Raw genomic sequence first — 13049 nt, 5'->3', positions numbered from 1 at the left:
ACTAAAAAAATCATCTATGAGAAAGTTACTTAAAACATTACCCTTTTTATTACTAATTGTAATAGTAAGCTCCTGTACCTCTGTTCGTGTTGTTTCAGATTACGATAAAAATGCAGATTTTAACAATTACAAAACATTTGCATTTTTTAAGACTGGAATTGATAAAGCAGAAATTAGCGATTTAGATAAACGTAGAATTCTTAGAGCTATTGAAACAGAAATGTTGGCTAAAGGATTTACTAAATCTGAATCTCCAGATATATTAGTTAGTATTTTTACTAAATCTAGAGAACAAGTTAATGTGTATAACAATGGTGGTTTTGGTCCTTATGGCTACGGCTGGGGGTGGAGTCCTTATTACTGGGGAAATAGTAGTTCTATTAGATCTACTACAGAAGGTAGTTTATACATAGATTTAATAGATGCCAATAAAAAAGAGCTAATATGGCAAGGTAAAGGTTCTGGAACTCTAGCAAACTATAGAAATATAGATAAAAAAGAAGCTAGAATAAAAGAGTTCGTTGCAGAAATAATGACGCAATACCCTCCAGGAGCTGAGCAATAAACACAAAAAAAAGCGACTTAAAAGTCGCTTTTTTTTGTTATAAATGTCCCTTCCCGAAATGACGATACACTAATACTCTAACAACTGTTCTATTTTAGCCTTCACTTTTTCCGTAGAAGGAATCATTGTTTGCTCTAAAGTTGAATTTAATGGAATGGCTGGCATATTCTCACTACCAATAACCATAACTGGCGCGTCTAAATATTTAAAGCATTCTTCTTGTATTTTACTAGATAAAGCTCTTGCAAAACTGTTATTTGAAGGCTCTTCGGTAACCACTAAACATTTTCCTGTTTTCTTTACAGACTTCATAACTGCATCTTCATCTAAAGGATAGAGTGTACGTAAATCTATCACTTCTATTTGGTCTTGCATACCTAGTTCTTCTGAAGCGTTCATTGCCCAATGCACGCCCATACCATAAGTAACAATAGTTAAGGTTTCTAGGTTATCTTGTTTCCAGATTTCTTGTAATACCCATGCTTTTCCAAAAGGCAATACATAATCTTCACTTGGCTCTACAGATGTTGCGCCTTGTGTTCCTGGTACTTTACTCCAGTATAATCCTTTATGTTCTAGAATAACAACTGGATTTGGATCATGGTATGCCGCTTTCATTAAGCCTTTTAAATCGGCTCCGTTACTTGGGTATGCTATTTTTATACCTCTAATATTTGTAATGACACTTTCTACAGACGACGAGTGATATGGTCCTCCGCTTCCGTAAGCTCCAATAGGCACACGTAATATCATACTTACTGGCCATTTTCCGTTAGAGAGGTAACAACTTCTACTTACTTCTGTAAATAACTGGTTTAGTCCTGGCCAGATATAATCGGCAAATTGTACCTCAACAATTGGTTTTAAACCTACTGCACTCATTCCTACGGTAGACCCTACTATAAAGGCTTCTTGTATTGGTGTATTAAACACACGGTCGTCTCCAAATTTTTGCGCTAGCGTTGCAGCTTCTCTAAACACACCTCCTAAGCGCCCTCCAACATCTTGCCCATATAATAGACATTCTTTGTGTTGTTTCATTAATTCTTCTACAGCAAATAATGCGCAGTCAACCATAACCACTTTGTCTGCGCCTTCTGGAGCGCGCACGCCTTTTTCTTCTGTTATTGGTGTTGGTGCAAAATCGTTTGTAAATAAATCTTCTGGTATTGGGTCTTCTGCTTGTAATGCTCTTTCAAAGTCTGATTGTACTTTTTCTTTTGCAGCTGCCTCAATACCTTCTACTTCTTTTTCAGAAAAACCTGCATCTAATAATTGTTGTTTTAATACTGGATAGGGATCTCTTGTTCTGGCTTCTTCTAAATCGTCACGATACCATTCCATTCTTACGCCAGAGGTATGGTGGTTTAATAATGGGACTTTGGCGTGTACTAAAAACGGACGACGTTCTTTACGTATTGTAGCGATTACTTTCTCTAGTGCTTCGTAACTTTCTGTAAAGTTAGCGCCATCTATAGTTATAGCTTCTAAGCCATCAAATCCTTGTGCGTATTCGTAAGCGTTTTGCGCTCTTGTTTCTGCTGCATTTGCTGATATATCCCAACCATTATCTTGTACTAAATATAGTATTGGCATTTGCTTTAAGGCTGCCATCTGGAAAGCCTCTGCTATTTCTCCTTCGGTAACCGAGGCATCTCCTAAACTACATACAGAGATTGGGTTTTCTATAGAATTGTTATTTAATCCTTGTAATTCTTTATACTGCATCCCCATAGCTACTCCTGTTGCTGGAATGGCTTGCATTCCTGTAGCAGAGGATTGGTGCGGTATTTTTGGTTTATCGTCGTCTTTTAAACTGGGGTGCGAATAATAGGTACGTCCGCCAGAAAATGGATCTTCTTTTTTTGCTAATAACTGTAACATTAAATCATACGGTGTTACACCAAATGATAATAGCATGGCGTCATCTCTGTAATAGGGAAAGGCATAATCTTGCGGTAATAATTGCAAGCCTAATGCTATTTGTATCGCTTCATGTCCTCTTGAGGTAGCATGTACATACTTTGAGACTTGTTTAAAATTAGCTTCGTATAGTTCTGCCATAGCCTTAGCTGTACAGAGTTTTGAAAATCCTTTTTCTAATACTTTTTTCTCCATTTCTATCATTCCTACTACAGCAGGTCTCTATTTTTAGTTTCTATTTTTCACATTAAGTAAAAGCCCTTTAATGTAAAATATATTCTATGTTACAGGTTTGTTTCTTAAAGGGTTTTGTTGCGTTAGGGATTGTAGCGACATCCTTTTGCTTTTTCTGCAAAAGATATAGCGGAAAGCCCGACCCTTGTGGTAACGCCCTAATTATTTTAAGCTAATTGGTTTTCTATTTTAATCATCCAATTAAACTTATCGGCTACTTTTCCTGTTTTTATTGCATTTAAAGTTTCGTTAACGTCTTTTCCTACTGGACTTTCATCGGATACATGGATTACTTCTCCTTCTAAGCCTATTTCTTGTATATAGGCAATTCCTACTGCTGTTCCTGTTCCGAAGGCTTCTTCTAACGTTCCGTTTACTGATGCTTCTTTTATTTCGTCTATTGTAATGGCGCGTTCTATTACTTCGTAGCCTTTGTCTTTTAATACTGAGATAACACTTAGTCTGGTTATTCCATCTAAAATAGAGCCATCGCGTTTTGGGGTTACCATTTTACCATCTATTTTAAAGAAAATATTCATGGTTCCTACTTCTTGTATGTATTTATGTTCTACGGCATCTAACCATAATACTTGGTCGTATCCTTTTGCTTTTGCCAATTCTGTTGGGCGAATGGCTGCGGCGTAGTTTCCTGCTGCTTTTGCTTCTCCTGTTCCTCCGTTAGCGGCTCTTATGTATTTTTTTTCTGCCCATAGTTTTATACGCTTACTAAAAAATGGTCCGGCTGGCGAGGCCATTATTATAAATTTATAGTGTGTTGCCGCACGCATACCTATAAATGGCTCGTCTGCATACATAAATGGTCTTAAATATAATGCGCTCCCATCTGCTGGTGGAATCCAACTGCGTTCTAAATCGACTAATTGTTTTAAGCCTTCTACAAATAGGTCTTCTGGAAAATCTGGCATTCCCATACGATCCGCACTAAAGTTTAATCGTGCTGCATTTTTATCGGCACGAAATAACATTGGATTTCCATCGCCATCTACTGTGGCTTTCATACCTTCAAAAATAGCTTGCCCGTAGTGTAAAGCCATTGCTGCTGGATGCGTAGGAATTAGTTCTAAGGGCTCTATTCTCGGGTTAGTCCAGTCTCCGTTTTCAAAATCACAAATAAACATGTGATCTGTAAATGTTGTTCCTAATGGAATGTTATTAAAGTCTAAATCGTCTACTCTAGATTTTGCTACTTTAGTGATTGCTATGTTATAATTCATGTCGGGCCCGTACAAGCGGGTATCTTTTAAACTCCTTTAAAATAAGAGTTTGTAGGGTTAAACATTTTTTATCTATCTGTTACTAGATTCCTGTTTTCACAGGAATGACAGTTTTTTTTAATTACTCTTGCTCTAGAAATCTATTTATAAGTTTTTTGTTTTCCTTAAGTTTAGTTTCTATTTATTATGAGATTCCTGCCTTTGCAGGAATTAAATTGTTCTATTAATATCGAATTGCTCAAAATAATCGGCTACACGGCGTACAAATGATCCTCCTAAAAAGCCATCGACTACGCGATGATCAAAAGACAGTGATAAATACATCATACTTCGTATTGCTATTTCGTCTCCGTTTTCCGTTTCTATTACTTCTGGTCGTTTCTTTATTATTCCTAATGCTAGAATAGCTACTTCCGGTTGATTTATTATTGGGGTTCCCATAACGCTACCAAAAGTACCTACGTTAGATATGGTAAACGTGCTTCCTTTTATATCGTCTCCTCCTAATTTATTTTCTCTTGCTTTTCCTGCCAATGCATTAACATTAGTAGCTATTGTTTTTAGGTCCTTTGTATCTGCATTTTTTACAACAGGGACAATTAAGTTTCCACTTGGTAAAGCTGTTGCCATACCTATATTTATATCTTCTTTTACTATAATGGTATTACCATCTACCGATGCATTTATATTTGGAAAATCTTTTACTGCTTTTGCTACAGCTTCTACAAATAATGGTGTAAAGGTTAAACGTTCGCCGTATTTTTCTTGAAAGGCAACTTTATTTGCATTACGCCATTTTACCATATTGGTTAAATCGGCTTCTACATATGCTGTTACGTGTGGTGACGTGTGTTTTGAATACACCATGTGATCTGCTATCATTTGGCGCATTCTATCCATTTCTATCACCTTACCTTTCCCTTTGTCGAAACTTAGCTGAGGAATTCTATATGCTGTTGGGTCTTGTTGTGCAACTGGTTGCGCAAATTTATACGGTCTACCATCTTCTATATATTGAAAGACATCACTTTTTCGTAATCTACCCTCGTGTCCCGTTGCTGGAATACGTGCTAATTCTTCGAAACTTATATGTTGTTCTTTTGCTATTTTTATAATTAAAGGCGAAAAGAATGTGTTTGTATTTGAAGTTGAAAATGAGGTTGTACCTGAAACTGATGCTACTGGAGCAGGTTTTGGTCGTTTTGGTGCTTTAGGCTTTTCCTTCTTTGCTTCGGAAGTTTTTGGTGCTTCTTTTGTTTTCTTAGCCGTGCTTTCTGAAACTTCTAATACAGCTATAGCTTCTCCAACTGGAACAACATCTTTGGCTCCAAATAGTGTTTTTATCAAAGTTCCTGCCGATGGTGCTGGTACTTCATTATCTACTTTATCGGTTGCTACTTCTAAAATAATATCTCCTTCGTCGAAACTGTCTCCTTCAGATATTAACCAATTAATAATAGTTCCTTCTGTTATGCTTTCGCCCATTTTGGGCATTTTAAGTGTAAATTCAGCCAAGACTTTTTGTTTTAAAGAATTAAAAATAACAAACTAACTAAAATACTTTTGTTAAAATCTTTATTTTATTTCTATCAAAGAATTTTAATCTTTTAACTTAATTAATACAGAATTTTATTCTTTTATATTTTATATTTGTAAGACTTTAAATAACTTTTTTCTATGCAATATTCTCTAGATAAAATTGATTTTAAAATTCTGTCGTTACTACAAGAAAATAGCGATAGAACAACTAAAAGTATTGCTAGCGAATTAGGCATGACCACAACTCCTATTTTTGAACGCATTAAAAAATTAGAAAAGCACGGCTATATAAAAAAATATGTCGCTTTGCTAAATCATAAAAAAATAGGGTTGAAACAAACTGTTTTTGTTGGTATTACATTACAAGGGCACACCAGAAGTTATCTTGAAAAGTTTGTTAAACAGATTAATAATTTCCCTGAAATTATTGAATGCCACAGGGTAAGTGGAAACTATGATTATTTATTAAAATTGGTTGTTGAAGATATTGAGGCTTATGAAACGTTTATTATTACCAAATTAACATTGCTTCCTTATTTAGGTAATGTACAGAGTTTGATTGCGCTTTCTACTGGAAAGGATACTAATGAGATTGATTTGAGTAGTATTAGTTAAAGACTTTCTAGATGTTATTTAATTTTTAATCTGAAATTGTAAAGTTTGTAACTAACTCTTCAAACTTAGATATATTCTTATCGTAAGTTTCTGGAGTAGCCACAAATTTTGTAAGTATATAATGGCTTTTTGTTTCGAAGGTCACGTACTGGCAATCGTATATAGTTTTACCTAACATAAGTTGAATTTTATAAGCAACTCCATTACAATTATCAAGTGGTTTTAATTCTTTTTTTAATAATACAGTGGCGTTTCCTATTTTATCACCCATTTTAAGATTAAGAATAAAATGCTCATTAAACTTCTCTAGAGAATCAAATTCTTCTTTGCTATTCCAAGTTACTAATGCCACGTTTTTAACATTATCAATATCAGGAAAAGTTATCGCCCAATCTGTATCTAAATTAGTCTTAACAATATTAGCCCATTTAGGAATATCTATAGTAAAATTCTTATCTGGATTAACAAATTCCAACGTTTTACCTTCTTGTTCTGTTTTCATTTTTTGATAAGTCCCTTCAATATCTATAGGTGCTCCAAAAACATTAATAGAATTTGCAATGTCCTTTATTTCTTTAATTTTGTCATTAAAATCTTCTCCTTCTAATGAATAAGAGCTCATAACAGAAATATAATCGTTTGCAACCCAATTTAAATAATAGGTGTATTCTGTCTTTGTGGAATTTGGTTTACCTTTTATTTCAATATGTGGAATTTTAAACCACCATAAGTGGAATCTTTTCCCTGAAGCATTTAAAAAAATATCTTCTTGAACTTCTAATTCTTTATTAAATATCTCATCTTCAAAGTAATCCACTTCAAACTTCATAGCCTTTTTTAAAAGTTCTACTTCTTTTGAAGTTGGCTGTTTATTATTATAATCCTTACTATCATAACCTCGTTTAAGAACTTGAATAACTTTATTATTTATTAAAAAACTATTAGGGGTCTCAATTTCTTGTATACTATCTCCAGGAATTGTCATAGTAAAATGTGTAGCGGGTGAATTGTCTACATATACTACTTTTTTATCTAGCTTAAAAAATAGAATTCCATTTTCTTCTTGAGAATAAAGAAATAATGGAACAATTAATAAAATAATTAATTTTATGTTTTTCATAATTATTGATTTTTAAGCTAACACTGATTTTATTTCTTAAAAGTATCTCTCAACGTTTTATAGGCTTCTTCTTGTGTTGGTAAGTCTTTTGGCACTTCTCGTAAAGGTTCTACTGCTTTTAATGTTTCGTGACAGTCTGCAGGTAATTGCTGATATAATTGTGTGCCTTTAGTTTTCCAAGCAATCATTTCATCACTTACTTGCTTTATTACTTTTGCAGGATTCCCAACAACTAAGCTTCTGTTTGGTATTTTGGTTTCGGCTTTTACAAATGCCATGGCTCCTACAATGCTTTCGTCTCCTATTTCGGCATCATCCATTATTACTGTATTCATTCCGATAAGACAATTACGTCCTAAATTAGTGCCATGAATAATTGCTCCATGTCCTACATGAGCACTTTCTTTTAATGTAATAGATTTACCTGGAAACATGTGCACTGTACAATTTTCTTGTACATTAACCCCATCTTCTAAAATAATCTGCCCCCAATCTCCTCGAATAGCTGCTCCTGGGCCAATATAACAGTTTTTACCAATAATAACATTTCCTGTTACAGCCGCTAATGGGTGGACAAAACTACTTTCGTGTACAACAGGGATGTATCCTTTGAATGCGTATATCATATCATATTCCTGCGCAGGCAGGAATCTTATTATTTATTAGTTTTAAATTCTCTTATTATCTAAATTCCAATTGGTGCTTAAATCCGACCAACTTAGGCTCATTTCTTCAATTATATTACTTTAATCAGTCTTAGAATTCTCCATTGAATATTTCACACAATTAAATACGCCTTCTACAGAACAGGAAATCTGATATTCTTTATTATTTTCTCCTCTATAGACAAAAAAACCATCTCCATTTTTTAGAGAAACATTCTTATTTATAAGAATATGATTTCCCATACCTCCATAATGATAATCAAATAAAATTTTATTTATTTGATTATCATCATTCTTATATCCATTCTGGTATTTAAGTAATAAAGTTCTTGTATCTATATATGTACTCTCATCTGTATACAAATTTGTTTCATAGAGAATAAACTGATCTCCTTTCATAACATAAATAATAATTCCACCATCATTGCCCATAGCTCCTCCTTCTGCTATTTCAGAATAAATAATGTTATTAAGAATAAGTTTATTTAGTGGTATTCTTGACAATTTAACTATTTCCGGCTTAATCATTATAAAGGTTTTTATATTATCTTTTGTACTAAAAGATTCCTGCCTACGCAGGAATTTGTTACTTAAACCCTTTCAATTTCTCTTTAGTAAATTCTGAAAGCACTAATCGTCCACTTGTTTGTGCACGTTCTGCTAGTAATTCGTCCCAATCGTCTGTACCTTTCCAGAATACTTTTTTCATTTCTGTCATAGCATCTGTATTATACGTACATAAGTGCTCTGCTGTTGTTTTTACTGCTTCGTCTAATTCTTCGTTACTCTCAAATACTTTTGTAAATAATCCTTTTTGCATGGCCCATTCTGCTGGATAGAATGAATTAGCATCTATAGCGATTTGAGACATCGCGCTTAAGCCCATTTTACGTTCTATTGCTGGCCCAACTACAAATGGTCCTATTCCTATATTTAGCTCGCTTAATTTTATCGCTGCATATTTTGAAGCCATACAATAATCGGTTGCTGCTGCTAAACCAACACCGCCTCCTACTGTTTTTCCTTGTATGCGTCCTATTATAAATTTAGGGCATTTACGCATCGCATTGATAACATTTGCAAATCCAGAAAAGAACACTTTTCCTGTTGCTGCATCATTAATATTTATTAACTCTTTAAAGCTTGCTCCTGCACAGAATGTTCTGTCTTTTCCACTTTTTAAGACTATAACTTTTATAGCATCGTTTTTTCCTGCTTCTGTTATTGTTTGTGCTAGTTTTGCTAACACATCTCCTGGTAAAGAGTTGTGTGCTGGATGAAAGAATTCTATGTATCCTACTTCGTTTTCTATGTTTATTTTAACGTATGGTTGTGTCATGCTCTTAGTGTGTCAATGCGCATTTATTGCGCATTCATTTTATTATTATCTATTTTATATTTTGAAAGATTCCAATCATCACTTAAATCAATCCAATCTGGATTCATTTCGGTCACTTGATTAATCTTCCATTCTCTTTTCCATTTTTTAATAGTCTTTTCTCTTCTTATAGCAATTCGTATATCTGAATGCTCTTCAAAATAAACTAATTTTTTAATATTATAACGCCCAACATGAGTTCCAAAAGTTGCTGCTTTATGTTCACTCATTCTTCTTTCAATATTATTTGTTACTCCAACATAAAAAATATGATTTCTTTCATGTGTTAAGATGTAAGTATAATATATTTTAGACATTTAGTTTCTCTTTATGCGACTGCTTTTAACGCTTTCGTTAACATTGATATGACTGCGCAACAGGTGCGCAGTGACATCCTTAGAATAATCCAAATTGTTCGAAATGATGATTAAGATGCTTACGCTCCAACAAATACGATTCATATTTATTTAATTCGCCAAAGACTAAATTCTTTAAAACTGCTTCTGGATTATCTTTAAAAAAGGCTAAATACTTAAAGCGTTGTTCTATAAATTTTTCTTTTGCTGTTTGCAAATCTGGGTGTACCAAAGGTGCTAAAGTATCTTTCTCTAATTGTGGGAATCTTGAATTCTGTGGAAACTTTTCAAAATTATACAAACTGTCGTGTACTTTTTCTAATATCTTTTCTGGCGTAGCAATTTCAAAATCTTGAATCTCACCACCTGCAATTTTGTATGTATATTCTAAATGTTCTAGCATATGCTGTGGTGTCATAATTCCCCATTTAGGCTTACTATCTTCTGTTAGTTTTGCTAAACAAGCGTCTATAACTTCTGAAGTCATTTCTGTAAATACTTCTTGTTTCTTTTCTACCATTGTTAATATTGTAGCTACACATACTAATGCGTCTTCTTTTTCTGCTCCTGCTGACAATACAGCATTAGCTGCATCTACGTTAGCATCAAAAACTTCTACATACCATTTTACAATACCACTAGGGTGTTCTTGCCCTCTACTATCTCTATCTACTTTTTGCTTACATGTTAATCGTACATAAAGGGTATCGTTATGATAAATAGGGCGTAAAAATCTAATTTCTTCTAAACCATAATTTGCTGCAACTGGGCCTTTGTTTGGGTATACAAATAATCCTGCTGCCATTGAAATAATGAAATAGCCGTGTGCTGTTCGTTTTTCAAAAATACTTCCATCTAAACTTGTAATATCTGTATGCGCATAGAAATGATCCCATGTAATGTTACCAAAGTTTACAATATCTGTATCTGTAATGGTTCGGTTATGTGTTTTTAAAGACATTCCTGGTTGAATATCTTCCCAATGGTATGCAAATGGATGTTTTGGAGAGGCTTTATATGCCGCTTTTGGCTGGTATATTCCTGTAATTTCTGTTAACGTTGTTGGCGAACCTTGTATGGCTGTACGTTGTAAGTAATGCTTAATACCTCGCATACCTCCCATCTCTTCTCCTCCACCTGCACGTCCTGGTCCACCATGAACTAAACTTGGTAATGGTGATCCGTGCCCTGTACTTTGTTTTGCCATTTCACGATTTATTACCATAATACGGCCATGGTGACTTGCTGCATTTACTACATAATCTTTGGCTATTTTATCATCGTTAGTTGCTATTGATGATACTAAAGACCCTTTACCCATTTGCGCTAAAGTAATAGCTTCATCTAAATTTTTATAAGGCATTATTGTACTTACTGGTCCAAAGGCTTCACGTTCGTGAATAATTGTGTTTTGAAACGGATGGTCTGCTCTTAATAATATTGGACTAATGAATGCACCTTTTTTAGCATCTGCTCCAATCGTTTCTATTGTATCTAAACTTCCGTAAACTATTTGCGCTTCTTTTGCTAAATCGTTTACAGAATCTCTTACAGCTTCTACTTGTTGCTTACTTACTAAAGACCCCATTCGTACTTCTTTTAATCTTGGATCTCCTATAGTTACTTTATCTAATGCTTTTCCTAGAGCTACTTGTACATCTTCTACTCTATTTTCTGGCACTATTATTCGGCGTATCGCTGTACATTTCTGCCCAGCTTTTACCGTCATTTCTTTCCGTACTTCCTTTATAAACAAATCGAATTCTGGAGTTCCAGGTGTTGCATCTTCTCCTAGAATAGAAGCGTTTAATGAATCGGCTTCCATTGTAAATGGCACTGCTTCTTGAATAATTCTTGGATGCGCTTTTAATAACCGTCCAGTTGTTGCTGATCCTGTAAAGGTTACAACATCTTGAGATTCTACTGTATCTAAAATATTACGAACTGTACCGTTAATAATTTGCAATGCACCTTCAGGCAAAATACCTGAAGCTATTATTGTTTTTGCTACTGCTTCTGCTAAATAAGATGATGATGGCGCTGGTAACACTACTGCTGGCACACCAGCCATCCAGTTTACTGCACATTTTTCTAACATTCCCCATACTGGAAAGTTAAAGGCATTAATATGTACTGCTACTCCTTTTTTAGGCACCATAATATGATGTGCCATAAAACGGCCTCCTCGAGATAAATCGATTGGATCTCCTTCTACGTGATACGATTGATTAGGAAATAATTTTCGTAATGATGCATTAGCAAATAGATTTCCAAATCCACCTTCTATATCAATCCAACTATCTACTTTTGTTGCTCCAGTTCTGTAACTTAATTCGTAAAAATCTTTTTTACGTTTTGTTAAGTACAATGCTAAACTTTTAAGCATGTTTCCACGCTCTTGGAAAGTCATTTTTCTAAGAACTTCACCTCCTTTTGTTCTTCCGTAGTTTAGTATTTCTGGGACATCTAACCCTTCGATTGCTACACTTGTGAATGCTTCACCTGTTATGGCGTCGTGGATTGGTGTTCCTTCTTCTTTTCCTGTTGTCCATTGCCCTTGGACGTAGTGTTGAATTTTATTCATCGATAAATTTATTTTGATTGAAATGGTAGAGCCTTAATAATATCTCGCAATGCTTCTAAATCACTTTTTGGTGATTTCCAGATATATGCTTTCAACAAATCAGGAACAACAGCTTCGTCAGACAACACTAAAGTAATTATGGAAAATTCATTACCTCTTTCTGTTTTCTCAGTTATTGCGTAATTGATTTCATTTGCTATATATCTTTCATCTTTAAATTCATTTGTAATAAAAAAAACAACAGCGCAAGAATTCTGAAAACCGCTTAAAATACCTCTATGAGGTATAGTTCCTGCCGGCATATCTTCTTCATCTAACCAAGGTTCATAACCTAAAAGAGATAATGTTTTCTTGTATTCTCTAACCAATTCTTTATTAGCTGTCTTATGGCTTAAGAATATTTTATTTTTTTTATTTTCATTCATCACTGCTTGCTTATCTATATCTACCGTAACATTATTATATTTTTTATCAGATAAATCAACCTCTGGTTTTATTATTAATTCACCTGTCAACCAATCTAAATGACCTAAGTTATTTATGTTTTTAATATTCTTTAGTTTACAGACTAAATTTTCATTAGATATTTCAAACCAATCTTTATTTCTTGAAATTAATTGACTGTTCATTTCATAAAGAATATCATTCTTTGATATTAAATCTGTCCTTTTGGGTATAGAAAATTTAATTTGTATGGATTCTCGTTTTGCATTTGAAATATCTTTGACTATTTCATAAACACTCTTGTTCGAAACAGGAAAATAAATCTCTACTATTTTTTTCATCGTATTCTTATCATTCCTTTATGAACGGGAATCTTAATATTTAATAATCT

The 13049-nt window shown here is 33.9% G+C and carries 12 protein-coding genes; 2 read left to right on the top strand and 10 right to left on the bottom strand.

Translation table 11 applies throughout. From position 1 onward, the window contains the following. Positions 1–16 precede the first annotated feature (16 nt). On the top strand, positions 17–565 hold the full coding sequence (locus tag ACVC08_RS06055) for a DUF4136 domain-containing protein (RefSeq protein WP_452601390.1): 549 nt from the start codon (positions 17–19) through the stop codon (positions 563–565). Positions 566–634: 69 nt separating this feature from the next. Here ACVC08_RS06055 and ACVC08_RS06050 read toward each other — a convergent pair whose 3' ends face one another. The 3 genes from ACVC08_RS06050 to ACVC08_RS06040 all read right to left on the bottom strand — a co-directional run bounded on the left by ACVC08_RS06050 (position 635) and on the right by ACVC08_RS06040 (position 5442). After that, positions 635–2683, bottom strand: a complete 2049-nt coding sequence (locus tag ACVC08_RS06050; RefSeq protein ID WP_452601389.1) for an alpha-ketoacid dehydrogenase subunit alpha/beta — start codon at positions 2681–2683, stop codon at positions 635–637. A 206-nt stretch (positions 2684–2889) separates the two neighbouring features. Then, positions 2890–3957: a branched-chain amino acid aminotransferase gene (locus ACVC08_RS06045; RefSeq protein WP_452601388.1), complete on the bottom strand. Its 1068-nt coding sequence runs from the start codon at positions 3955–3957 to the stop codon at positions 2890–2892. A gap of 210 nt (positions 3958–4167) precedes the next feature. After that, complete coding sequence (locus tag ACVC08_RS06040) at positions 4168–5442, bottom strand: dihydrolipoamide acetyltransferase family protein (protein ID WP_452601416.1); 1275 nt, start codon at positions 5440–5442, stop codon at positions 4168–4170. A 192-nt stretch (positions 5443–5634) separates the two neighbouring features. Between ACVC08_RS06040 and ACVC08_RS06035 the strand changes: the two genes are divergently transcribed. Next, positions 5635–6111 carry an Lrp/AsnC family transcriptional regulator gene (locus ACVC08_RS06035; RefSeq protein ID WP_452599269.1) on the top strand — a complete coding sequence of 159 codons (477 nt, stop codon included), beginning with the start codon at positions 5635–5637 and terminating at the stop codon, positions 6109–6111. Positions 6112–6136: 25 nt separating this feature from the next. Here ACVC08_RS06035 and ACVC08_RS06030 read toward each other — a convergent pair whose 3' ends face one another. The 7 genes from ACVC08_RS06030 to ACVC08_RS06000 all read right to left on the bottom strand — a co-directional run bounded on the left by ACVC08_RS06030 (position 6137) and on the right by ACVC08_RS06000 (position 12999). Further along, positions 6137–7231 (bottom strand): hypothetical protein, encoded by a 1095-nt coding sequence (locus ACVC08_RS06030; protein WP_452601387.1) that lies wholly within the window; start codon positions 7229–7231, stop codon positions 6137–6139. 29 nt (positions 7232–7260) lie between these two features. Continuing rightward, entirely contained in the window at positions 7261–7857 is a 597-nt protein-coding gene (locus tag ACVC08_RS06025) for an acyltransferase (RefSeq protein ID WP_452601386.1), read from the bottom strand. A gap of 120 nt (positions 7858–7977) precedes the next feature. Continuing rightward, positions 7978–8400 (bottom strand): hypothetical protein, encoded by a 423-nt coding sequence (locus ACVC08_RS06020; protein WP_452601385.1) that lies wholly within the window; start codon positions 8398–8400, stop codon positions 7978–7980. A gap of 82 nt (positions 8401–8482) precedes the next feature. Continuing rightward, complete coding sequence (locus ACVC08_RS06015; protein WP_452601384.1) at positions 8483–9235, bottom strand: enoyl-CoA hydratase/isomerase family protein; 753 nt, start codon at positions 9233–9235, stop codon at positions 8483–8485. A 23-nt stretch (positions 9236–9258) separates the two neighbouring features. After that, positions 9259–9591, bottom strand: a complete 333-nt coding sequence (locus ACVC08_RS06010; RefSeq protein WP_452601383.1) for a GIY-YIG nuclease family protein — start codon at positions 9589–9591, stop codon at positions 9259–9261. 79 nt (positions 9592–9670) lie between these two features. Further along, positions 9671–12214, bottom strand: a complete 2544-nt coding sequence (paaZ, locus tag ACVC08_RS06005; protein ID WP_452601382.1) for a phenylacetic acid degradation bifunctional protein PaaZ — start codon at positions 12212–12214, stop codon at positions 9671–9673. An 8-nt stretch (positions 12215–12222) separates the two neighbouring features. Continuing rightward, entirely contained in the window at positions 12223–12999 is a 777-nt protein-coding gene (locus ACVC08_RS06000; RefSeq protein ID WP_452601381.1) for a toll/interleukin-1 receptor domain-containing protein, read from the bottom strand. Positions 13000–13049 lie beyond the last annotated feature (50 nt).

The organism is Pontimicrobium sp. MEBiC06410 (assembly GCF_053601615.1).
Note: the sequence above shows the minus strand (reverse complement) of the source record. Positions and strands in the feature narration are given on the sequence as shown.

What these genes read in the sequence shown, in the direction of transcription:
- ACVC08_RS06055 (WP_452601390.1), top strand. Translation starts at nt 17, where the DNA reads ATGAGAAAGTTACTTAAAACATTACCCTTTTTATTACTAATTGTAATA.
- ACVC08_RS06010 (WP_452601383.1), bottom strand. Translation starts at nt 9,591, where the DNA reads ATGTCTAAAATATATTATACTTACATCTTAACACATGAAAGAAATCAT.
- ACVC08_RS06025 (WP_452601386.1), bottom strand. Translation starts at nt 7,857, where the DNA reads ATGATATACGCATTCAAAGGATACATCCCTGTTGTACACGAAAGTAGT.
- ACVC08_RS06045 (WP_452601388.1), bottom strand. Translation starts at nt 3,957, where the DNA reads ATGAATTATAACATAGCAATCACTAAAGTAGCAAAATCTAGAGTAGAC.
- ACVC08_RS06040 (WP_452601416.1), bottom strand. Translation starts at nt 5,442, where the DNA reads ATGGGCGAAAGCATAACAGAAGGAACTATTATTAATTGGTTAATATCT.
- paaZ (WP_452601382.1), bottom strand. Translation starts at nt 12,214, where the DNA reads ATGAATAAAATTCAACACTACGTCCAAGGGCAATGGACAACAGGAAAA.
- ACVC08_RS06035 (WP_452599269.1), top strand. Translation starts at nt 5,635, where the DNA reads ATGCAATATTCTCTAGATAAAATTGATTTTAAAATTCTGTCGTTACTA.
- ACVC08_RS06050 (WP_452601389.1), bottom strand. Translation starts at nt 2,683, where the DNA reads ATGGAGAAAAAAGTATTAGAAAAAGGATTTTCAAAACTCTGTACAGCT.
- ACVC08_RS06000 (WP_452601381.1), bottom strand. Translation starts at nt 12,999, where the DNA reads ATGAAAAAAATAGTAGAGATTTATTTTCCTGTTTCGAACAAGAGTGTT.
- ACVC08_RS06030 (WP_452601387.1), bottom strand. Translation starts at nt 7,231, where the DNA reads ATGAAAAACATAAAATTAATTATTTTATTAATTGTTCCATTATTTCTT.
- ACVC08_RS06015 (WP_452601384.1), bottom strand. Translation starts at nt 9,235, where the DNA reads ATGACACAACCATACGTTAAAATAAACATAGAAAACGAAGTAGGATAC.